Origin of the sequence: Myroides marinus, from assembly GCF_900109075.1 — a bacterium.
GTDB classification, from domain to species: domain Bacteria; phylum Bacteroidota; class Bacteroidia; order Flavobacteriales; family Flavobacteriaceae; genus Flavobacterium; species Flavobacterium marinum_A.
In genome coordinates this window covers 199,355-223,349 of sequence record NZ_FNYS01000002.1, presented here as the reverse complement: position 1 = coordinate 223,349, position 23,995 = coordinate 199,355, and the positions used below count along the sequence as shown (strand labels likewise).

The following is a 23,995-nucleotide window of genomic DNA, read 5'->3' as shown; positions in this document are numbered from 1 at the left end:
GCTATGTTAAAGTGTTTGTCTCTTCATTAGGGAATACGATAGAAGGCTTAAATGACTTAGCTTCTTCGAAGTCCATAATACCGTAAGTGATAATGATAATGATATCCCCTTTATGCACTTTACGTGCAGCAGGACCGTTTAAGCAGATTTCTCCACTGTTACGAGGACCTGGGATAGCGTAAGTTTCAAAACGTTCTCCATTGTTAATGTTAACAATCGAAACTTTCTCGCCTTCTATGATGTTAGAAGCTTCCATTAAAACTTCGTCAATCGTAATACTTCCGATGTAGTGTAGGTCTGCTCCAGTTACAGTTACTCGGTGAATTTTTGATTTTACTACTTCAACTTGCATTTCGCGTGAGTTTTAGTTAAAAGATAAATTGTCGATTAGTCGAACACCTTCAATATGAGCTACTAAGAATCCTCTGTATTTATGGTCTACTTTTTTATCAGTAGCTGTTTTTAGAGAATCTTCTTCTGCGATAGTGAAGTATTCGAGTTCAAAGTTAGAATTATTTTTAAATTCATTCTCTACAAAAGCATTAACTTTAGAAATACTTTCACTTTTAAATAATTCCTTGGCTTTCAATAAGACTTGGTATAAGAAAGTAGATTTTTGAAGTCCTTCTGCAGATACGCGCTCATTACGCGAGCTCATCGCTAAACCATCGCTTCCTCTAAAGATAGGAACTCCAATTACTTGTACAGGAATGTGAAGTTTCTGTACCATCTTGCGAATGATTTGTAACTGTTGGAAGTCTTTTTCTCCAAAATAAGCTTTGGTAGGTGACACAAGTTCGAATAATTTACCCACGATAGTTCCTACTCCATCAAAATGGCCAGGGCGAGAAGCACCTTCCATTTCGTTTTCTAGTCCATCAAAGTCAAATGATTGGGCTACAGTATTTCCACCATAAATTTCATCAACTGATGGTGCAAATATTACAATTTGTTCAGAAAGAGACTTAATAATCTCCTTATCTCTTTCTAAAGTACGAGGGTATTTTTCTAAATCTTCCGCATTATTAAATTGCGTAGGATTTACGAAAATACTTACTACCGTACATTCATTTTCGTTTAAAGATTGTTCCATTAATGAGAGGTGCCCGTTATGAATGGCCCCCATTGTTGGTACAAGACCAATTGCCTTATTAGCATCGCGAAATGTTTTTAAATACGCTTGTAATTCGGCTTTTGTACTAAAAAGAAACATTAGCTTCGTGTTTAAAATAATGGCAAAATTAGTTATTTAGAAAATAACTGCATAAATTTTTGTAAATTTGCAATGTTTATTTATTTCAAACACAGAAATTATAATTGAAGATGAAAGAAAAGAGGATATTATATGTATCATCTGAAGTGGTACCTTATTTAGCAGAAAACGAAGTTTCATTAATGTCTTATGATGCTCCAAAAATGATTAATGATCAAGGTGGACAGATAAGAATATTTATGCCTAGATATGGTAGTATAAATGAGAGAAGACATCAATTACACGAAGTTATTAGACTGTCTGGTATGAATCTAGTCGTGAATGACATGGATATGCCATTGATTATAAAAGTAGCTTCTATCCCAAAAGAGCGAATTCAAGTTTACTTTATAGATAATGATGAGTACTTTAAAAGAAAATCTACATTCTCGGATGAAGACGGGACGTTATATCCTGATAATGACGAGAGAGCGATATTCTTTACTAAAGGTGTTATCGAGACAGTTAAGAAGCTTAACTGGGTGCCTGATGTGATACATGTACAAGGGTGGATGGCGTCACTACTGCCTACATACCTAAAACATTATTATAAAGATGAAGCTATCTTCTCTGATACGAAGGTGGTTACTTCTATCTTTAGCGAAGGATTCGAAGGAGTACTTGATGCTACTATGAAAGAAAAAATCGCATTTGACGGTTTCTCAGAGGATATTGTAAGTGATTTTACAGAGCCTACGTATGAGAATATCATGAAAAATGCTATTAAAAATTCTGATGGGGTGATCATTGCTTCTGAAGAGGTAAGCTCAAATTTAACAAAATTTATAGAGTCTTCTGAAAAACCTTTTTTACCTTTCGTAGCTAAAGATGAGTTTGCTCAGGCTTATACTGAATTTTATCAGAAGTTTTTTTAATAACTACATCTCTATAGAATAGTAATAACCCATATACATTGGATTGACTAGATGAACCATAAAAAAATATTAAAAGGAATATCTCTTGTAGTAGGCTTAGTAGCCTTACAAGCTTGTGAAAGTGATTTTACATCAACAGGAAATGATTTAATCGGTGGAGGAGCTTTTGAGATTGTTCCACATACAGTTAAAGATTTGAAGGCTTATAATAAGTCTTATGGTGTTGTAGATGGAAGTAGATTAAACGAGGTGCCTTTTGGGTATTTAGACAATGGTTTATTCGGTGCTACTAGCAGTAACTTAGTATTGCAACTGGTAAATCAAACTAGTACTATTAGTGAGATAACGGATAAAGTTAAAGTAGATTCTGTATATGTGTATATTCCTTATTACTCTCAATTTGATAAAGTAGAGGATAAGGTGACTAAGTATAAATTAAAGAACGTTTATGGTGAAGGATTGATAGATCTTAAGGTTTATCAAAATGGATACTATCTTATGGATGTTGATCTAAGTGATGGTAGTACTTCTAAGTTCTTTACTAATAAGAATAGTGACTTCGAACAGAATAAAGTAGGAGATGTTCTGAATAAAAAGAGAAGCTTCTTCTTCGACAATAAAGAAATCGTTATCTATAAAAAAGATAAAGACGGTGCTCCTATTAAGGATCCAAAAACTGGTGAGAACTTAGTAAAAGAGCGTTTGACTCCTGGTGCTTGGTTAGATCTAGATGAGGCACATTTCACTAAGTTTATGAAAGACAATAAATCTAAGTTGACTACAGGAAGTGGGTTTAACGAAGCGTTTAAAGGTCTTTACTTTGAAACTAATCAAGGGGTTAATGGAGGAACAGGTTCTGTGGGTCTTTTAGATGTAACTAAAGGGAAAATGGTAATTATTTATCATGATGATGTTACAACTAAGGATAAAGATGGTAAAGAAACTGTGACGAATGAAAGAAAAGAAATCAGTATTCCTTTTGGAAATAATAGCTTAGGATCTAAGAAATTTACAGTTAATACTTATAAGTCTCAAAAAGATGCTGTGTATCAATCGGCTGTAGCTAAAGCTAATACCATGCAAGGTGATGAGTCTATCCTTTTAAGAGGAGGAGAAGGTAGTATTGCTATTATCGAATTATTAAGAGATAATGATTTCGCAGAGTTAAAAGCTATTAAAGAAAGTGAAGGTTTACTAAATGATGCTTATCTAACTATTTTTGTAGATAAAGAAAAGATGAGTGGGCAGCCTATTCCTGAGCGTTTATATTTATATGACTACGATAACAGTATTGCTATAACGGATTTTGCGAATGATGCAGTAAGTTCTGCTCAGTATATCAAACAAGGGTATAATGGTATATTCGTAAAAGAGGATACTGAAAAAGGTAAACAAGGATATTACTATAAGTTTAAAATCACTGATCACATTAGAGGTTTACTGAAGAGTAAAAATACTGTAAGTCCTAGATTAGCTCTTACTGTAGCAAATAACTTTGCTGTAGCAGGATATACTAATCAAAAACTACAAACAGAAATAACTAACACCCCAACTAACGTAACTGTCATTCCATCATTCTCTGTGAGTGCTCCAATAGGTGTAGCACTTTATGGTACAAATGCTCCGGAAGGCAAAAAAATGAAGTTAGAAATCTATTATACAAAAGCTAAAAAGTAATAAAAAGTAACAGCTATGTGTGGAATTGTTGGATATATAGGGCATCGCGATGCGTTTCCTGTTATTATTAAGGGATTAACAAGATTAGAGTATAGAGGATATGACTCTGCTGGTCTTGCTATATTTGATGGAGAGACGATTAACCTTTGTAAAACAAAGGGAAAGGTTGTTGATTTAGAAGAAAAAAGTACAGAAGCAATAAAAAAAGGAACTGTAGGAATAGGGCACACTAGATGGGCTACTCACGGTGTTCCTAATGATGTAAACTCTCACCCTCACTTCTCTAATTCTGGAGAATTAGTGTTGATTCACAATGGGATTATTGAGAACTACGATTCATTAAAACAAGAATTAATCAAAAGAGGATATACGTTTAAGTCTGATACAGATACTGAGGTGTTAATCAACTTAATCGAAGATGTTCAAAAAACACAAGGAGTAAAATTAGGTAAGGCTGTACAGATTGCACTTAATCAAGTTGTAGGTGCGTATGCTATAGCCGTAATGGATATCAAGAAGCCAGACGAAATTATCGCTGCTAGATTAGGAAGTCCATTAGCTATCGGTATTGGAGAGAATGAATATTTCATTACTTCTGATGCTTCTCCTTTTATTGAGTATACTAATAATGCTATTTATTTAGAAGATGAGGAGATGGCTATTATTAGATTACACAAGCCATTGCGTATCCGTAAGATTAAAGATGACTCTTTAGTAACACACTATGTTCAAGAGTTGCAATTAAACTTAGAACAAATAGAGAAAAATGGTTATGACCATTTTATGCTTAAAGAAATATATGAACAACCAGAAGTAATTAAAGATACTTTTAGAGGACGTTTAATCGCTGACCAGGGTCTAATCAGAATGGCTGGTATCGAGGATAATATCGATAAGTTTTTAAACGCTAAGAGAATTATTATTGCTGCTTGTGGTACTTCATGGCATGCTGCGCTAGTAGCTGAGTATGTAATCGAGGAGTTCGCTAGAATACCTGTAGAGGTAGAATATGCATCTGAGTTTAGATATAGAAACCCTATTATTGATTCTAGTGATGTATTAATTGCTATTTCTCAATCTGGAGAAACTGCAGATACATTAGCAGCTATTAAATTGGCTAAAGAAAAAGGTGCTTTCGTATTTGGTGTATGTAACGTAGTTGGTTCTTCTATTTCTAGAGAGACACATGCAGGTGCTTATACACATGCAGGTCCTGAAATTGGTGTAGCATCTACAAAAGCATTTACAACTCAAATTACGGTATTGACTTTAATTGCTCTTAGATTAGCTAAGGCAAAAGGAACTTTAGCAAACTCTGAGTATTTAAAATATTTACACGAATTAGAATTAGTTCCAGAACGTGTAGAAGAGGCATTAACTCAAAATGAGGAGATTTTAAGCATTGCTAATGTTTATAAAGATTCTACAAACTGTCTTTACTTAGGAAGAGGGTATAACTATCCAGTGGCATTAGAAGGAGCTCTTAAATTAAAAGAGATTTCTTATATCCATGCAGAAGGATATCCAGCTGCTGAAATGAAACACGGTCCAATCGCATTAATCGATGAGCATATGCCTGTGATTGTGATTGCACCAAGTCAAGATCACTATGATAAGGTAGTGAGCAACATTCAAGAGATTAAAGCAAGAAACGGAAAAATTATTGCTGTGGTAACTAAAGGGGATAAACAAGTTAGAGAACTTGCTGACCACGTTATCGAAGTACCTGGTATTTCTGAGGCTTTAACTCCGATATTAACGACAATCCCATTACAATTATTATCTTACCACATCGCTGTTTTAAGAGAATGTAATGTTGACCAACCGAGAAACTTAGCTAAGTCAGTAACGGTTGAATAATAATAAGAAAGTGAGCCTTTTTTAGGCTCGCTTTTTTTTGTGTAAAATAAAATTTCAAACTTTTTAATATTCAGAGAAAAAAACTATCTTTGCACTCTGAAAAAGTAGAATTTTTCGATAAACGTAAATAGCTGTTAAATAAATACATAAGCAATGTCTAAAGTTACAGGAAAAGTTGCGCAAGTTATCGGACCAGTAGTTGACGTAGTATTCAACACTGCAAATGCCGAGCTTCCAAAGATTTATGATTCATTAGAAATCACAAAACCAAATGGTACGAAATTAATCCTAGAGGTACAATCTCACATTGGAGAAGATACAGTAAGAACAATTTCAATGGACTCTACAGACGGTTTAAGTAGAGGATATGAAGTTTCTTCTACTGGAGCACCTATACAAGTTCCAATTGGAAAAGATGTATTTGGTAGATTGTTTAATGTAGTAGGAGACGCTATTGACGGTCTTGGAAACTTACCTAAAGAAGGTACTAATGGTTTACCAATCCACCGTTCAGCTCCAAAATTTGAAGATTTATCTACTTCAACTGAAGTATTATTCACAGGAATCAAAGTAATCGACTTAATTGAGCCTTACGCAAAAGGAGGTAAAATTGGTTTATTCGGAGGTGCTGGAGTTGGTAAAACAGTATTAATTCAAGAATTAATTAACAATATCGCTAAAGGACACGGAGGACTTTCAGTATTCGCTGGAGTTGGTGAGCGTACTCGTGAGGGTAACGACTTACTACGTGAGATGTTAGAGTCAGGTATTATTAAATATGGTGATGATTTCATGCACTCTATGGAAAATGGAGGATGGGATTTATCAAAAGTTGATCGTCCAGGAATGAAAGAATCGAAAGCTACTTTCGTATTCGGACAGATGAATGAGCCACCAGGAGCACGTGCTCGTGTTGCGTTATCAGGATTAACAATCGCTGAGTTCTTCCGTGATGGAGCTGGAGATGATCAAGGTAAAGACGTATTATTCTTCGTTGATAATATCTTCCGTTTTACTCAAGCTGGTTCTGAGGTATCTGCATTATTAGGTCGTATGCCTTCTGCAGTAGGATACCAACCAACATTAGCTACTGAGATGGGAGCTATGCAAGAGCGTATTACTTCTACTAAAAAAGGATCTATTACTTCTGTACAGGCGGTTTACGTTCCTGCGGATGACTTAACTGACCCTGCACCAGCAACAACGTTTGCTCACTTAGATGCTACTACAGTATTATCTCGTAAGATTGCTGAGTTAGGTATTTATCCTGCAGTGGATCCATTAGAGTCTTCTTCTCGTATCTTAACACCAGAGATCTTAGGAAAAGATCACTATGCTTGTGCTCAAAGAGTAAAAGAGATTTTACAGAAATACAAACAATTACAAGATATCATCGCGATCTTAGGTATGGAAGAGTTATCTGAAGAAGATAAACAAGCTGTATACAGAGCTCGTCGTGTTCAACGTTTCTTATCTCAACCATTCCACGTTGCGGAGCAGTTTACTGGTATCCCAGGTGTATTAGTTGATATTAAAGATACTATCAAAGGATTTAATATGATTATCGATGGTGAGTTAGACCACTTACCAGAAGCAGCTTTCAACTTAAAAGGTTCAATCGAAGAAGCGATTGCAGCTGGAGAGAAAATGTTAGCAGAAATATAATCTAATTAATATTTAAAGAGATCAACATGAGATTAGAAATTGTATCACCTGAGGCTACTTTATTTTCTGGAGAAGTTACTTCAGTATCGGTTCCAGGAGCAAATGGAGAGTTTCAGATGTTAAATAATCACGCTCCTATTGTTTCTATCCTAACAAAAGGGAATGTAAAGTTTACAGGGCAAAACATTTCTATTGCACCAGAGTTTAGTTCTAAATTCGAGAAAGTAAGTAATGATACTTATCATTTACCTATCAATCTTGGTACTATCGAATTAAGCGATAATAAGATTATTATATTAGCTAACTAATTAGCTGATTATAAATATTAAAAAAGACCTACTCATTGAGTAGGTCTTTTTTGTTTAATGTATTTTAAAAGTTGTAGCCTATAGATAGCCTTATAGCTGGCCCTGTTCTATTCTCTGTTGGGGCATTGTTATAGTGTATTTTATAAAAATCTAAACCTATACCTGCTTCGTAGTTGAAGTTTGATTGACCAATGTTTCTTCTAATATTCCACATTGGCGATAAGTGAGATGATTTTTCGACTTTAATGTTATCTGATGAACTCGTGCTTGTTAATAGGTCTGGCATATAATCAAAGCCTAGAGAAAAGAAATTAGCAGCATTGTGTTTAACATTTTTGCCCTTTTGAACTCTTTTGTTGTAATTGTAGTAGTATCTTGATTCTATTCCTAATGAGAGTGAAGCTATGTAATCAACATAGTCAGAGTTCCCAAAGATGCCCATTTGATATTGAGCTTTACCTAGTACTGTCAATTGATCTATAATAGGATATTCATAGCTTATTCCTACTCCTAGTAAGTGTACTCCTGCTTCAAAGTGCTTCTCTAGTGGTTTTTCTTGTGCGTGTACAATTGTTATACCTAAGGCTGTAATCGCAAGTATAGCACAACAAAGTGTCTTTTTCATATTTATTTAAGTGTTTTTATGTATAAGTAAATATAATTATTATTTAATTGTTCGGATTATATCTTTAATTGCTTATTTGATTAGTGTTACGATTTATAGTACCTATTCCTTTCTAATAATACTTTTTCTGATGTTTTCTTGTCTAATCATAACATCGTATCTTCGTATGTAGATTTAAATAGTATATCTAATGGCAAAGGTAAAAACAGCTTTTTTCTGTCAGAGTTGCGGTACGCAGTATGCTAAATGGCAAGGACAGTGCAATGCATGTAAAGAGTGGAATACACTAGTAGAAGAGGTTATTCAGAAGGAAGAAAAGACTGCATGGAAAGCAGTTAGTAGTTCTGCAAGTGTTGTAAAGACAGTAGCCAAACCTTTAAAGGTTCGTGATATTGACAGTACTGCTGAGATCCGTATGAATACGATGGATGGAGAACTTAATCGTGTATTAGGAGGAGGTCTTGTGCCTGGGTCTATGGTATTGCTTGGTGGTGAACCAGGTATTGGTAAGAGTACCTTACTACTACAGATCTCTCTGAGATTGCCATTTAAGACACTTTATGTGTCTGGTGAGGAAAGTCAGAAGCAAATTAAGATGCGTGCTGAGCGTATTAACCCTGCTAATGATAACTGTTATATCCTAACGGAGACGAATACACAGAACATCTTCCGTCAGATAGAAGAGATACAACCTGATGTATTAATTATTGACTCTATTCAAACACTACATACCGAATATATCGAATCATCTGCAGGTACTGTTTCCCAGATTAAGGAATGTACAGCAGAGCTTACTAAGTTCGCTAAAGAGACAGGTACCCCCGTATTGATTATTGGACATATTACTAAAGATGGAAGTATTGCAGGACCTAAGATGTTAGAGCATATGGTAGACACTGTGCTTCAGTTTGAGGGTGATCGCAATCACGTCTATCGTATACTAAGAGCGAATAAGAACCGTTTTGGTTCTACAGCAGAACTTGGTATATATGAGATGCAAGGCAGTGGGCTTAGGGAAGTATCTAATCCATCAGAGATATTAATTTCGCATAAAGAAGAAGAACTATCAGGTACAGCTATTGCTGCAACTTTAGAAGGGATGAGACCACTGATGGTAGAGGTACAGGCTTTAGTTAGTACAGCAGTATATGGTACTCCTCAGCGCAGTGCCACAGGGTATAATCTGAAGAGACTTAATATGATATTGGCTGTATTAGAAAAAAGAGCTGGATTTAGATTAGGACAGAAAGACGTTTTCTTGAATATCACAGGAGGTATCTCAGTAGATGACCCAGCTATTGACTTGGGAGTGGTAGCGGCTATTCTTTCTTCAGATCAAGATGTCTCAATAGGTAAAGACTTTGCTTTTGCAGGTGAAGTAGGATTGTCTGGAGAGATTAGACCTGTTAATCGTGTAGATCAACGCATACAAGAAGCAGAGAAGCTTGGATTCTCAACAATCTTTGTATCTAAGTATAATAAGATTAGTCATAACAGTTCTGCCATTAAAGTGATACTAGTGACTAAAATCGAAGATGTAGTAGAATACCTCTTTGGTTAATTTAAAAATTGAAAACTATGAAAAAGAACCTAACAATTGTTGCTTTAGCTTTGTGTTCAGTTGTGACTTGGGGGCAGAAGCCCGTGTTTACACAAGCTAGTTTAGAGAGTGCTCGCGTTTACTTTAACAGTGCTGAACTAACACATAAAGCAAAAGTGAAGTTACCAAAAGGAACTTCTGAACTTGTAATTACTAACGTAGCTGATTATTTAAATGAGAGCTCTATACAGATAGGATCTATCAGTGATGTGACAGTGATGTCTATTCAGTATAGTAATCGTTATGTAGAGGAATATGATAGCGCAGTAGATTCCCCATTGATTAAACCTGTAAAGGATAGTATCAAATTAATTAAAGCTGAGATTAAGAAATTAAGCAATGCTTTAAACGTAGAAAATAAAACTATAGATCTATTAGATAAGAACCAGAATGTAGGAGGGGAGAATGGTACGACTACTGCTGAAGTAATGAAGATGGTTGATTATTATAAAACAAAGAGATTACAATTAGTTACAGAAGTTGACAAGCTAACAGAGAAGAAAGAGATCTTAGAAATAAAGCTTTCTAACTTAGAAAGTAAACTTGCATTTAACGAAGGTAAAGACGAGAAGTCAAGTAAAGGAAAGCTTATCATACAAGTGATGAATGATAAAGAAGGAGATGTACCTTTTCAGATTAAATATCTTACTCAATCTGCGTCTTGGAAGCCGTTCTATGACTTAAGAGTAGATAAGATTAACTCGCCAGTTAAAGTAGTGTATAAAGCAGATGTGAAACAGTATTCAGGTATTGACTGGAGAGGAGTGAATCTTAGCTTGACTAGTGGTGTAGCTAATCAGAGTAATGTTATCCCTACTTGGAGAACGTGGTTTTTAGACTATAGATCTAATGCAACTTATGGGCAGTATGGTAAAGGGGTAGGTATAGGTGTAAAGAAAATCAGTCCTTCAGCTATGTTGGACGTGTCAGATAGCTATGAAACTAAGGACTATGCTAAGGCAGATAAATCTGTAGTTTATGAAACGAAGAGTGTGAGTAGCTATACACAAGTAAATGAATCTCAACTTAACGTATCATTTGATATCAGTATTCCTTATACGATATTATCTAATGGGAAGTCTCATAGTGTATCGTTAAATGACTTTAGTATTCCAGCAGAGTACAAGTATTACGTTGCTCCTAAGCTAGATCTAAATGCTTATTTAGTTGCTACTATCACTGATTATGGGAACTATAATTTATTAGCAGGAGAGGCTAATGTGATATTTGACGGAGTATATGTGGGTAAAACTATTCTTAACCCTGCGAATACAGAGGAAGAGATGAAGTTAAATATGGGTAAAGATCCTAAAGTAACTGTAACTCGCACGCTGATGAAAGATAAGTCTGGTACGAAGGTATTATCATCTAAGAAGACTCAAAACTTCGTTTATGATATTACTGTTCGCAATAATAAATCAGAACAAGTAGTGATACAGGTGGAAGATCAATATCCTCTAAGTAATAATACAAGTATAGAAATTGAATTAACAGATACATCTTCTGGTGTTGTAGATACTGAAAAAGGATTGGTGAAATGGGATCTTAAGCTAAAAGCAAATGAGACTAAGACACTTCGTTTTGGGTATCAAGTGAGATCTGATAAGAGCCAAAATCTTAATTTGTAAATAGATTGCCTAGATAGTTTTATAGACAGTATTTTTAAGAAGTATCTGTCTTATAAGATAAAGAAGGGAAGCATTTTGTGCTTCCCTTTTTTTGTTTGCAGAAGTATGATTAGACAACCAATAGTTGCTTAAGCGAATCGTTGTTTGATGTTTAAGGTTCGATTAGTTATGTAAGTATACTTTTATCATAATGCTAGTATAGTTTTAGTACCATTTTATGCTGTTTTGGTACTTGCACTATACTTACACTATACTTGCATTGTACTAGCACTAGGTAAAAAGTACAACTTATTATAAAGAGAAATGGAAGCGGGGAATGACCTTTTTTAAGCCTTCTTTGGTATTTCTACAAGAGCCTAAATTTGTCTTATGTGGTCGTCAATAGAAGTATTGTTGTTGATCATGTTTTTTAATTTCTCAATTGTATGATGTATGGATTAACGAAGTAGGATAGTATATTATAGCGATGAGTTTACTATTAAAGCAGATTTTAATATGGGTTGAGAATAAGAGTAGGGAATTTAGAGCAGGCTAATTCATAATGTGAGATCTGGATTAGTGTATTGCAATCTGAGAGATATAGCTTTTTAGTTATATCTTTATCAGTAGTGATGTTATGGCTCTACTTTTGCTATTGATTATTAAGCTAAAAACAATTGATTATGGAGTATTTAGATATTGTATTGAGAAGTGTAGTTGTATATCTGTTTATGATTATAGCGATGCGTGTCTTCGGTAAGAAGCAATTATCTCAATTAAACACGTTTGACGTTGTTTTAATGCTCTTAATTAGTAATTCGGTACAGAATGCTATGGTGGGTCCTAATACGAGCTTAGAAGGTGGTATTTTGGCTGCGTTTATTTTGTTTTCGTTAAACTATGGGATGAAGCGTCTGATCGCTCGCAATAAATTTGTCAATAGGTTATTACAACAAAAACCAGAGGTGATAATACAGCATGGGGTGGTAGACTTCGCTAAGGCGACTCAACTAGGAATAACATCTGAGGAGCTTACTGAGGCAATGCATGAGCATGGAGTAGAGTATTTTAAGCAGGTGAAGTTAGCTACCTTAGAGATTAATGGTAGCATCAGTATAATCGCTAAGGATAGTAAAGGAAACTACAAAGAGACATTTCACAACAGAAAGATAAAACCGTTAGGAGATAATAGTGATATAAATTAACATTGCTAGATTAAACGTTACGCATTGTTAACCTGGTTTTAATTCTCTAATAATACCATAAGAGTTGTTTTGTAATAAAAGTAAGTATTATGAAACAACCACAATTAAACAGAAGAAACTTCTTGCGTTCTTCTCTGTTAGCTTCAAGCAGTATATTCTTGGCACCAGTTATCATTAGTTGCTCTAACGATGATAATAATAACTCTACTAATGAACAAATAGGTGATTTAAACATTCGCAACTTTGATTATGGAGTAGCTAGTTTTGACCCTACTGCTACTAGTGTTATTATCTGGTCTCGTTATGCTAAGGCTGATGTAGAAGTTAATTGGCAAGTAGCACGAGATATTGCGTTTAAGGATGTGGTGCGTCAGGGTGCTGTACTGATTCAATCTGCTACCGATAATACATTAGCTATAGAGGTACAAGGGTTGCCATCTAATAGCAAGTTTTACTACAGATTCTTTAATAAATCTTCTAAAGATACTTCAGTGATAGGGGAGACTATCACACTACCAGCCTATACAGATAATGTGTCTAATGTGAAGCTAGCTGTAGCATCGTGTTCTAACTATCCAGCAGGATTGTTTAATGTATATGCTGAGATGGCTAAGTCTGATGCAGATGTGATTATCCATCTAGGAGATTATATCTATGAATATGCACCTGGTCAATATGGTACTAATGCCAGTACAGCATTGTTAAACAGGGCACATAAACCGAATAAAGAGATAATAAGTCTAGATGACTATAGAGAGCGATATAGACAGTATCGCAGTGATGTTAATCTGCAGTTGGCACATCAGAAAAAACCTTTTATATGTGTATGGGATGATCACGAAATAGCAAATGATACATATAAGGATGGTGCTGAGAACCATCAACCAGAAACAGAAGGTAGCTTTGAGGTTAGAAAGCGTGCTGCACTTCAGGCATACAGCGAGTTTATTCCATTAAAAACGGGGAAAGATACTCGAATCTATAGAAGCTTTGACTTCGGTAATATCTTATCACTTCACATGTTAGATACTCGTGTTATCGCTAGAGATAAGCAGTTGAGTTATAATGACTATTTTACTAAAGAAGGCTTTGATACTAATGGCTTTATGCAAGCGTATATGAACCCTAATCGCCAACTTATGGGACAAGAACAACTAGGGTGGTTAGCAGGACAAATGAATAATAGTAAAGCTTCTTGGCAAGTATTAGGACAACAAGTCTTAATGGCTAAGATGTTAGTGCCTGCAGAATTTCTGATGATTGTTAATCAGATTATGGCTGAGATAGAGAAGACAGGTAGCGCATCAGCAGCTTCGTTAGGAGCTCTTCAGAAGGCTATCAGTGAATTAGTAGTAATCAAAACTAGAATGCTAAAGGGTGATCCTACTTTAACTTCAGCAGAAAAAGCGAGAATAACGACTGTACTACCATATAACTTAGATGCTTGGGATGGATATGCAGTGGAACGCGAGAAGTTATACAGCCTATGTAAAGGCAAAAAAGTAATGACATTGGCAGGAGATACACATAACGCATGGTATAGTCAGATGAAGACTCAGACAGGAGAAGTAGTAGGTTATGAGTTGGCGACTAGTTCTATTAGTTCACCAGGGATGGAGACTTACTTAGGACTTTCTAATGATATGTCTCAGGCAAGACAACTAGAACAGGTAATGCCAATGTTAATAGATGAACTAGAATATGTCAATTTATCTGATAGAGGGTATTTATATGTTGACTATACTTCTGCTGGGGCTAAGGCAGAGTGGAGATATGTTGATACTATAACTAGTGCTAGCTATAGCACACAGACTAAAAAGACAGTTGTAATATAAGTTTTGTTGTTGTGTTTTTGTTCTAAGAGGGTCATTATGGCTCTCTTTTTTGTTATAAAGAATATAGGTAGTTGATTTCGTAATAGTTAAGAGGAGAATTGATTGGATATTAACTAATATGGTTTGATTTGCAGTCTTTTAGGCGTGAAATTTAGTGATTCATGTGTTTTTGTTGATTGATTATGAATTGTTTATAGATGTTTAGAGGATTTGAAATAATGGAGTACATTTGTGTAAGAAAGTAAGTATAATTATTATGAAAAAAGTTTTATTATCTGCATGTTTAGTGTGTTTCGCAATCGGAACCGCTAACGCACAATTTGGTAAATTAAATCCAAAGAAAATCGAAGCTGGTCTAAAAGCTGTTTCTGCATTTACAGTATCTGATGAGGATATCGCTCAGTCAGCAGCTGCATCTGTGAAGTGGATGGATGAGCATAACCCTGTATGTTCAGTTAAGGATAAAGATCCTAAGAAGAAAGCATATGCTGAACGTCTAGAGCGTATCTTCGGGCCATACAAGAACTACGATGGACTTAATTTAAACTACAAAGTGTACTATGTGACTGATGTTAACGCATTCGCATGTCCTGATGGTAGTGTACGTGTGTTCTCTTCATTGATGGACATTATGACTGATGATGAGTTATTGGGAATCATCGGACACGAGATTGGACACGTTAAGTTAGAGCACTCTAAAAAAGCGTACAGACAAACATTAATCACTGAGGCTGCTGTGCAGTTTGCTGGTTCTACTCAAGGAACTGTTGGAGATTTAATGAAGTCTAACTTAGGAGGAATGGCTGAGAAATTAACTGGAGCTCAATTCTCTCAATCTCAAGAGTCTGATTCAGATGATTACTCTTATAAATTCTTAGTAGCTAATGGTAAAAATCCTCAAGCTTTAGCAGATGGATTTAAGAAATTTGCTGATATGGAAAAAGAGTATGGAGCTGATAAGTCTATGGGATCTAAAATGTTCTCAAGCCACCCAGACAGTGAAAAACGTGCTAAACGCGTAGAAGAAAAAATTAAAAAAGACGCTAAGAAAAAATAACCTAAGCGTATAGAATACAAGAAGTCACCTCTGCAAAGAGGTGACTTTTTTAGTTTATAGCGATGTTAGATAGTGAGTATTAAAGGAACTCTTTAGTTTATCATCATGGATAGTATAATAGCTATGAGCATGATTATAGAACAGAGGAGTATCGTTTTAAGACGTGTATTCTGTGTAGATCTTTCGGGTTCTGTAATTTCGTTATCTTCCCAATCAATTGTATTTGCATTCTGATAGGACAGTAGGTCTTCGAAAGCTTCATTATACTCAGTCGGTATCCCTGTACCTGTATAGATGAGTTCTGTAAGGATGAGAAATCTTGTTTCAGTGTAGAAAAGATATTCTAATGCTTTTACTTCATTAGTCATTTCAGTGATAAAATCCTGTTGGTTCTTATAGCACCATATGTACTCATGTATATCTAGGCGGATGACAGCTCCTTCGTAGAGATGCTGAGTAAGGTTAGTGACAAAGTCAGTAAATAACGGGAGTGCAGTAGGATAGTATTCTGCTATAAAAGGTTTGTGTTTAGCGGAGTTAGTTAGTAATTTTTCTTTGGTGATGAGAATGTCATGATTGATCAGACTAACTTCATCTTCTTTTAGATTGGCATCTAGATAGGTAGCAGGTTCTAACCAATCCGATTCCTTATTTGCTATCAATTCAAGGTCTAATAGACATATCCAAAAATAAGGGAAGCAGTTCTCTATTTCGAATAGTACAGTGTTCAACCTGTCTTTATAAATACTTAAATAAATAGTCACGTCCATCTTTAAAATGTCTTATAGGTTAAAGAAAAATGTAGGTATGTGAGTTTATGGTTAGAGATGTTGTTGTTTTCTTTTCTTTTTTATATCATCTGTTAACATTCGTAAACTGATATAGTAGAATAATAAGTTGAATAGCGCTACTATGATAATAGCTACCCTTGGTACATCTGCTATGTACATCCAATAGATAATACCTGAAAATAGCACACAAACTAATAGCCATATAAAGCCAGACTTAATATCTCCATGTTTATATGGGGAGTCTTGATGTTTAGGATTGATTCTTATTTCTTCAGCTAGTTTATAGTTGTCTAATGTATTAAACACTTGATTATCTATTGACGGGAAGCCTGTCCCCATATTAGTTAGATCAGTAAGACTTAAATATCTTATCTCAGTAGATGTGTTATTCTCTATCGCCTGTACTTCATTTAGTAGCGAGTCGGTAAACTCTTGTACAGTATCATAGAACCAAATGTGCTCTATCAATTCTATAGCAACCACTCCATTGTCGTTAATATGTTTGTTGATACAGTTGAGAAAGTCATCATACAGTGGTAAAGTAGTTGGGAAGTGTTGTTCTAGAAATGTCCTTGACCTATCAGCATTAGAGATGTAAATATCTTTCGCCAATATGAGGATGCATTTGTCACTTTGTTCATCTTGATCAAAGTCTTCCTCTTCTTCCTCCGCCATCGCTTCTTTCCAAAGTTGACTTTTGTTATTGACTATATTTTGATCTAGTAGACATATCCAAAAGAAGGGTAGAGTGCCCTTTCCTTCAAATAGGTAGTGAGATACATTGTCTTTAATAACACTTAAGTAAGTATAGTTAGCCATAACACTATTTTATATTATAGTGTTAAATATAAGATATTTATGAATAGAAGGAGACAAAAAAATACGTTACTGAGGAGTAACGGATTGTGTATTTATCGTTTGATTATCTTTTTGATAACGGTATTTTCAAATTTGTAAACCATCCCTAAGAAAGCAATTATAAAGGCGATGCCGATGTAGTAGTTCTCTCTGAAACAGTAGAAGTAAACAAAGCTCAATAGTATCGATAGTCCTAGATATCCACCTATTGCTTTTTTGTCATAAGGGATAGGGTATTGTTTTTGTCCCAGCACATATGAAACTAGCATCATAGAAGCGTAAGCTATTAGTGTTGCGATAGCAGACCCCATATAACCCCAAATAGGGATTAATAGGTAGTTAAATATTAGAGTGAACACAGCTCCCATAATAGAGATATAAGCTCCTATAGCGGTCTTATCTCTTAGTTTATACCACACAGATAGATTGGTATAGATACCCATACACAGGTTTGCCAATATGATTAGGGGTACAACTATCATTGCATCCCAATAAGACTCGTTTCTGATAAAAAGCACTTTTAATACATCTGCAAAGACTATAACTCCTAACATGATAAGGCTCCCGAAGATAGTAAAGTACTTCGTGATAGTAGCATACTTAGTAGGTGCATCATCGTTCTTAGCATAGTTAAAGAAGAAAGGTTCTATTCCTAAAGTATATGCTTGTCTAAACAGCACCATGAACAATCCTAGCTTATAACACGCTGCGTATTTACCTACTTCTGATAAGGCAACGTCTGCTGGCAATAAGCGCTCTAATAATATCTTGTCAAATCCTTCATTAACAGCAAAAGCAAGTCCTCCTACCATAATAGGGAAACTGTACTTAAGCATTTGTTTATTTAGGTCTTTATTAAACTTAAATTTGATACCAAAGTAGTCTTTGTAGAATACTAAGAAGGTAGCTAAACTAGCGATAAGGTTAGCAACGAAGATGTAAACTACTTGATTTCCTTCTCTAAACAAGCTGTGAAATATGCTGTCTGGGTAGCTAGTACTAAGTTTAGGAAGGTAGTATAAGAAGAATATATTAAGTACTGTGTAGATACACACATTCGCAATTCTGATAGCACTGTAGTAAAGTGGACGTTGGTCAGCTCTCAGTTTAGCAAATGGTACAATAACTAAAGCATCTAGCACTAGAATACATAATACATAGTATAATAGTTTTGTAGAAACATTAAGTATAGATGCCCAATAATCAATAGTCAATAATCCAAAAGCAGCGAAAATCAGTGAGGTGCAGCCAAGAAATAACAAACTGTTATTAATAACTTCTTTCTTGTCATCTTGTTTGTTATAGAATCTAAAGAAAGCTGTTTCCATCCCGAAAGATAGGATAACATTAAGAAACATCATGATCGAAAAAATAACGCTATACTGGCCATAGTCGTTATTTTGCATGATGTCTGTGTGAAATGGAACTAGGAAGAAACCAATTACTTTAGGGAATACAGCTGCTAGTCCATAAATAGCTGTTTGTTTAAAAATTTTCTTGTAAATGCTCACAATCTGAGGTTCTAGTATTGTTTAGGAAATATTATTTGTTGGTATTAGGCTTAGGCGTTAAGTCAAAGCTTAAGTATGGTGTTACTTCTTCTTTAGTTAGCGTGATAGTAATTACCTTGTTAGCTAAAGCTCCTAATTCACTGCTGTTAAAGTTAAGAACAATACTATCTTCGTAGATGAAGATATCTTCAGGAAGTTGGAAAGAGCTCTCGTCAAAAGCTAATTCGTCTTTCTGTATTGTATCTCCTTTGTCAATACTTTTAGAGCCTTTTAGTTTAGTAATAACTAATTGTTTAAAGTCGTTATAGTTTTTAAACAATTGCTCATTTGTATATTGTTCACCAGTAGTTGGATTGTAGTGTATAGCTTTCTCTCCTTTAAATCCACTAGCACCACCTGTAGACATATAGTAATCTAAGGTGAAACTTAGTAAGTTGTCATTATAGAATGTGACAACATTATCTGCTGTAGCTTGCCATGGAATAGTAGCTTTAGGATATTTAGCTACTAGAGCAGTATAAGCATTAATGAATGACTGTACGATGTCATCATATGTAGTAGCCGTCTTCTTTTCATCTTCAAACGAAAGAATGTCAGTGATAATCGCTAAGTTGTTTTGATTAATTTTAGTACTTATCTCATCTGTAGGCTTTATTATTTCGGCTGTAGTGATTTTGATTTCAGTACAGTCGTCTTCTACACATGTTTCTAATAATAATTTTTGGTACACTTTCTCCTCAAAAGAGAAGCTTTTATCCTTTTTACAGCTTATAACTGCTATAGAAAGGAATAGGATTAGTAGGGTTTTCTTCATGGTGTTTTTTTCATAGGTAATTGCAAAGCTATGAAAATTGTAGTGATTATAATCTCATATTGTAAGATTTCGTTTGTCCTTATTTTTAGATGTATTTATACTGTGTAATAGTCTTTTAAGAATAGAATTGTGCTATGTTTTTTACACCAATGAGAGATGTGTTCGCTTATTATTTTAATACTTTTGCACAGAATTAGACTAAGATGATTATTTTTAGACGTTTAAATGGAGGGATAAATGCAGATAAAGACTAAAGCAATTGTACTTAGTGCTTTAAAATACCAAGAGAAGAGTTTGATAGTGAAGTGCTTCACAGAAGAGGTTGGTGTGGTTAGTTTCTTCGTGCGCAATGCTTTCGCTAAAGGAAAATCAGCACAGAAGATGGCTTACTTTCAACCATTGACTATACTTGATCTTGATTTTACGTATAAGAATAAGGGAGGACTTGAGTATTTTAAAGAGGTTAAAGTAGCTCAGGTATATCAGGATATCTATTATAACTATAATAAGAACTGCATTGCTATATTCGTAGGGGAAGTATTACATTCAGCATTTAGAGAGCCTGTAGTAGATAAGGACTTCTTTGCTTTCTTAGAAGCAGCCTTACTGTGGTTTGATACCCATGATGAGGTAGCTAACTTCCATTTGATTTTAATGTTAGAGTTGACTAAATACTTTGGTTTTTACCCAGCGGTTGATACTCAAAATAGTTTGTATTTTGATTGGGAAGAAGGGGTGTTTACCAACCGTTTTTCTCCTTGTTGTTTTGATGAAGAACCTACTTTTTTGTTCAAAAAACTATTGGATTTGGGATTCTCTACAGATCAAAAAGTATTTAATAACCGAGATAGAAAGAGGTTGTTAACCATGTTGATTAGCTATTATGAGCAACACCTAAATGACTTCAGGAAACCTAATTCTTTGGAGGTTTTGAAGGAGGTTTTCTCTAATTGACTATTTTTAATGTTTTTCCTACCAATTAATTAGGGAGATATTAAAGTAAATTGTTTAAATTCGCGAAATTGATTAAAAAATATTATAATAATAACGATGAGCACTAAATTTACAGAATATAAGAATCTTGACATGTCAGGGGTAGCATCGGAGATGCTAGAGTTTTGGAAAGAACAATCAATATTCGAAAAAAGTATTAGTACTAGAGAGGATAATAAACCTTTCGTGTTTTTCGAAGGCCCACCTTCAGCTAATGGTAAACCAGGAATTCACCACGTGATGGCTCGTGCTATTAAGGATATTTTTTGTCGTTATAAAACTCAAAAAGGGTACCAAGTAAAGCGTAAAGCTGGATGGGATACGCATGGATTACCTGTAGAGTTAGGTACAGAGAAAGAACTTGGAATCACAAAAGAAGATATCGGAACAAAGATTACAGTAGAAGAATACAACCAAGCGTGTAAGCGTACTGTAATGCGTTATACTGACCTATGGAATGACCTGACTGAGAAGATGGGTTACTGGGTAGATATGAACGATCCTTATGTGACATACAAGTCTAAATATATGGAATCAGTATGGTGGTTGTTAAAACAAATCTATGATAAAGACTTGTTATACAAAGGATATACTATCCAACCATATTCTCCTAAAGCTGGTACAGGTTTATCATCTCATGAGATTAACCAACCAGGAGCATATAAAGATATTACAGATACGACTATCGTAGCACAGTTTAAAGCTATTGATGAGACTTTACCTGCTTTTTTACAAGGGTTCGGTACTATTCATTTCTTAGCTTGGACGACTACTCCATGGACGTTACCATCTAATACAGCATTAACTGTAGGACCTAAAATAGACTATGTACTTGTTAAGTCATTTAACCAGTATACAGGAGAAGCTATTAATGTAGTATTAGGTAAACCATTAGTTGGAAAACAGTTTGCTGGTAAGTTTGCAGCTGTAGAAACAGAAGAAGAATTAAACGCATATAAAGAAGGTGACAAGAAGATTCCTTACTTAGTAGTTAAGGAGTTTAAAGGTGCTGACTTAGTAGGTACTAAGTATGAGCAATTGTTGCCATATACATTACCATACCAAAACCCTGAGAACGCATTCAGAGTAATTGCTGGAGACTTCGTTACTACGGAAGATGGTACAGGTATCGTGCATACAGCTCCTACTTTTGGTGCTGATGATGCTAAGGTAGCTAAAGAGGCTACACCAGAAGTACCTCCAATGCTTATCCTTGATGCTGATGAGAACCCTGTTCCATTAGTAGATTTACAAGGTCGTTTCGTTAAAGAAATGGGTGACTTAGCAGGTAAGTATGTGAAGAATGAATACTATGACGATGGGCAAGCGCCAGAGCGTTCTGTAGACGTTGAAATAGCTATTCGCTTAAAAGAAGAGAACAAAGCATTTAAAGTAGAAAAATACGTTCACAGTTACCCACATTGTTGGAGAACTAATAAACCAGTGTTATACTACCCACTTGATTCTTGGTTTATCAAGATCACTGAAGTGAAAGAGCGCATGTTTGAGTTAAACGAAGAAGTAAACTGGAAACCTAAAGCGACTGGAGAAGGACGTTTTGGTAACTGGATTAAGAATGCAAATGACTGGAACTTATCTCGTTCACGTTTCTGGGGTATTCCATTGCCAATCTGGAGATCTGAAGATAAGACAGAAGAATTAGTAGTTGGTTCTGTTGAAGAATTAATGAAAGAGATTGAGAAGTCAATGGCTGCTGGTATTCAAACGACTAATCCTTTTGAAGGATTCGTAGTTGGAGACATGAGTGAAGAGAACTATGATTTAGTGGATTTACACAAGAATGTAGTTGACAATATCGTATTAGTATCTCCATCTGGTAAACCGATGCGTCGTGAGTCAGATTTAATTGACGTTTGGTTTGATTCTGGATCAATGCCTTATGCACAATGGCACTATCCATTTGAAAACAAAGAGTTAATAGATAATAATCAATCATACCCAGCTGACTTTATTGCAGAAGGAGTTGATCAAACTCGTGGATGGTTCTATACACTTCATGCTATTGCTACATTAGTATTCGATACTAAAGCATATAAAAATGTTGTATCTAATGGATTAGTGTTAGACAAGAATGGATTGAAAATGTCTAAGAGTTTAGGTAATACTGTAGATCCATTTGAAACATTAGCAGAACACGGACCAGATGCTACTCGTTGGTATATGATTTCGAATGCTAACCCATGGGATAACTTGAAGTTTGACCTTGATGGTATCACAGAAGTGAGAAGAAAGTTCTTTGGAACATTATATAATACATATAACTTCTTTGCGTTATATGCTAATATTGATGGATTTAAATACGAAGAGAAAGACATCCCATTAGCAGATAGACCAGAGATAGATAGATGGATTTTATCAGAATTAAATACATTAGTTCAACGTGTAGACGAATTCTATGCAGAGTATGAACCAACAAAAGCGGCTCGTGCTATTACAGATTTCGTGACAGAGAACTTGAGTAACTGGTACGTTCGTTTATGTAGAAGAAGATTCTGGAAAGGTGAATATGCTCAAGATAAGATTGCTGCTTACCAAACATTATATACATGTTTATTAACAGTGTCTAAGTTAGGAGCACCTATTGCACCATTCTTTATGGATAAACTTTACAGAGACTTAACTTTAGCAACACATGGAGAAAGTTTTGAATCTGTACATTTGGCTAACTTCCCTGAGTTTAAGGAAGAGTTCGTTGATAAAGCGTTAGAAAGCAGAATGCAAAAAGCTCAAATCATTTCATCATTAGTGTTATCACTTCGTAAGAAAGAAATGATTAAGGTACGTCAACCACTACAGAGAGTTATGATTCCTGTATTAGATGTAAACCAAAAGAACGAGATTTTAGCTATCGCTGATTTAATTAAGGCTGAGGTTAATGTTAAAGAAATTGAATTGTTAGATGATGCTTCAGGTATCTTAGTAAAACAGATCAAACCTAACTTCAAAACTTTAGGTCCACGATTCGGTAAGGATATGGGGCTGATTGCGAATAAGATACAAGGTTTTGGCCAAGAAGAAATCGCAGAACTTGAAAGAAAAGGTGAGATAACACTAGATATCTCGGATAAAAGTGTTAATTTAACAGTTGCAGACGTAGAGATTACATCTCAAGATATAGAAGGATGGTTAGTTGCTAACGAAGGAGGACTTACAGTAGCTCTTGATATAACAATCAGCCCAGAATTGAGAAAAGAAGGTATCTCTAGAGAGTTAGTAAACAGAATCCAGAATATTAGAAAAGATTCAGGATTAGAGGTTACTGATAAGATTACAGTAAAAATACTAGAAGAAAAAGAAATAAAAGAGGCTGTTTTGGCGAATGAAGACTATATTAAGTCTGAAACACTAACACACACATTAGAATTCGTGACTGAGTTAAGCGAGGGTGTAGATGTAGAGTTTGATGAGCTAAAAACACGAGTGTTAATTTTAAAATAATTA

General features: G+C 35.0%; 19 protein-coding genes. 12 read left to right on the top strand and 7 right to left on the bottom strand.

The features are described 5' to 3' along the window. Nucleotide 1: 1 nt before the first annotated feature. Nucleotides 2-352: an aspartate 1-decarboxylase gene (panD, locus tag BMX53_RS03365; RefSeq protein WP_038987252.1), complete on the bottom strand. Its 351-nt coding sequence runs from the start codon at nucleotides 350-352 to the stop codon at nucleotides 2-4. A 12-nt stretch (nucleotides 353-364) separates the two neighbouring features. Beyond that, complete coding sequence (gene panC, locus BMX53_RS03360) at nucleotides 365-1,213, bottom strand: pantoate--beta-alanine ligase (protein WP_063176972.1); 849 nt, start codon at nucleotides 1,211-1,213, stop codon at nucleotides 365-367. Nucleotides 1,214-1,323: 110 nt separating this feature from the next. Here panC and BMX53_RS03355 point away from each other — a divergent pair, with 110 nt between their 5' ends. The 5 genes from BMX53_RS03355 (at nucleotide 1,324) to BMX53_RS03335 (ending at nucleotide 7,637) form a co-directional block, all read left to right on the top strand. Further along, a complete protein-coding gene (locus BMX53_RS03355) occupies nucleotides 1,324-2,127 on the top strand; it encodes a glycogen/starch synthase (protein WP_074744669.1) in 804 nt (267 codons plus the stop codon). 51 nt (nucleotides 2,128-2,178) lie between these two features. Then, nucleotides 2,179-3,804: a BamH family beta-barrel-assembly machinery protein gene (locus tag BMX53_RS03350; RefSeq protein ID WP_074744667.1), complete on the top strand. Its 1,626-nt coding sequence runs from the start codon at nucleotides 2,179-2,181 to the stop codon at nucleotides 3,802-3,804. A gap of 15 nt (nucleotides 3,805-3,819) precedes the next feature. Then, complete coding sequence (gene glmS, locus BMX53_RS03345) at nucleotides 3,820-5,664, top strand: glutamine--fructose-6-phosphate transaminase (isomerizing) (RefSeq protein ID WP_074744665.1); 1,845 nt, start codon at nucleotides 3,820-3,822, stop codon at nucleotides 5,662-5,664. 153 nt (nucleotides 5,665-5,817) lie between these two features. After that, nucleotides 5,818-7,329, top strand: coding sequence for a F0F1 ATP synthase subunit beta (atpD, locus tag BMX53_RS03340; protein ID WP_038987257.1), 1,512 nt, complete (start codon nucleotides 5,818-5,820; stop codon nucleotides 7,327-7,329). Nucleotides 7,330-7,355: 26 nt separating this feature from the next. Further along, nucleotides 7,356-7,637 carry a F0F1 ATP synthase subunit delta/epsilon gene (locus BMX53_RS03335; RefSeq protein ID WP_038987258.1) on the top strand — a complete coding sequence of 94 codons (282 nt, stop codon included), beginning with the start codon at nucleotides 7,356-7,358 and terminating at the stop codon, nucleotides 7,635-7,637. A gap of 64 nt (nucleotides 7,638-7,701) precedes the next feature. On the opposite strand, the gene BMX53_RS03330 is transcribed toward BMX53_RS03335, so the two are convergent. Beyond that, a complete protein-coding gene (locus tag BMX53_RS03330; protein ID WP_074744663.1) occupies nucleotides 7,702-8,262 on the bottom strand; it encodes a hypothetical protein in 561 nt (186 codons plus the stop codon). Between the two features lie 190 nt (nucleotides 8,263-8,452). Here BMX53_RS03330 and radA point away from each other — a divergent pair, with 190 nt between their 5' ends. The 5 genes from radA to BMX53_RS03305 all read left to right on the top strand — a co-directional run bounded on the left by radA (nucleotide 8,453) and on the right by BMX53_RS03305 (nucleotide 15,566). Continuing rightward, nucleotides 8,453-9,823, top strand: a complete 1,371-nt coding sequence (radA, locus tag BMX53_RS03325) for a DNA repair protein RadA (RefSeq protein ID WP_074744661.1) — start codon at nucleotides 8,453-8,455, stop codon at nucleotides 9,821-9,823. Nucleotides 9,824-9,840: 17 nt separating this feature from the next. Continuing rightward, nucleotides 9,841-11,490, top strand: coding sequence for a DUF4139 domain-containing protein (locus BMX53_RS03320; protein WP_074744659.1), 1,650 nt, complete (start codon nucleotides 9,841-9,843; stop codon nucleotides 11,488-11,490). Nucleotides 11,491-12,152: 662 nt separating this feature from the next. Beyond that, the gene (locus BMX53_RS03315) at nucleotides 12,153-12,674 is read left to right on the top strand and encodes a DUF421 domain-containing protein (protein ID WP_038987262.1); all 522 of its coding nucleotides are present in this window, start codon (nucleotides 12,153-12,155) and stop codon (nucleotides 12,672-12,674) included. Between the two features lie 89 nt (nucleotides 12,675-12,763). Beyond that, the gene (locus tag BMX53_RS03310; protein WP_074744657.1) at nucleotides 12,764-14,509 is read left to right on the top strand and encodes an alkaline phosphatase D family protein; all 1,746 of its coding nucleotides are present in this window, start codon (nucleotides 12,764-12,766) and stop codon (nucleotides 14,507-14,509) included. Between the two features lie 256 nt (nucleotides 14,510-14,765). After that, on the top strand, nucleotides 14,766-15,566 hold the full coding sequence (locus BMX53_RS03305) for a M48 family metallopeptidase (RefSeq protein WP_074744655.1): 801 nt from the start codon (nucleotides 14,766-14,768) through the stop codon (nucleotides 15,564-15,566). A 92-nt stretch (nucleotides 15,567-15,658) separates the two neighbouring features. Here BMX53_RS03305 and BMX53_RS03300 read toward each other — a convergent pair whose 3' ends face one another. The 4 genes from BMX53_RS03300 to BMX53_RS03285 form a co-directional block, all read right to left on the bottom strand. After that, on the bottom strand, nucleotides 15,659-16,336 hold the full coding sequence (locus BMX53_RS03300; RefSeq protein ID WP_074744653.1) for a hypothetical protein: 678 nt from the start codon (nucleotides 16,334-16,336) through the stop codon (nucleotides 15,659-15,661). 51 nt (nucleotides 16,337-16,387) lie between these two features. After that, nucleotides 16,388-17,176 (bottom strand): hypothetical protein, encoded by a 789-nt coding sequence (locus tag BMX53_RS03295; RefSeq protein WP_074744651.1) that lies wholly within the window; start codon nucleotides 17,174-17,176, stop codon nucleotides 16,388-16,390. Between the two features lie 92 nt (nucleotides 17,177-17,268). Then, on the bottom strand, nucleotides 17,269-18,726 hold the full coding sequence (locus tag BMX53_RS03290; RefSeq protein WP_074744649.1) for an oligosaccharide flippase family protein: 1,458 nt from the start codon (nucleotides 18,724-18,726) through the stop codon (nucleotides 17,269-17,271). Between the two features lie 31 nt (nucleotides 18,727-18,757). Beyond that, complete coding sequence (locus tag BMX53_RS03285; protein WP_074744647.1) at nucleotides 18,758-19,540, bottom strand: PdaC/SigV domain-containing protein; 783 nt, start codon at nucleotides 19,538-19,540, stop codon at nucleotides 18,758-18,760. Between the two features lie 237 nt (nucleotides 19,541-19,777). Between BMX53_RS03285 and recO the strand changes: the two genes are divergently transcribed. Next, the gene (gene recO, locus BMX53_RS03280; RefSeq protein ID WP_074744645.1) at nucleotides 19,778-20,494 is read left to right on the top strand and encodes a DNA repair protein RecO; all 717 of its coding nucleotides are present in this window, start codon (nucleotides 19,778-19,780) and stop codon (nucleotides 20,492-20,494) included. Between the two features lie 96 nt (nucleotides 20,495-20,590). Then, on the top strand, nucleotides 20,591-23,992 hold the full coding sequence (gene ileS / locus BMX53_RS03275; protein WP_074744643.1) for an isoleucine--tRNA ligase: 3,402 nt from the start codon (nucleotides 20,591-20,593) through the stop codon (nucleotides 23,990-23,992). Nucleotides 23,993-23,995: the final 3 nt, after the last annotated feature.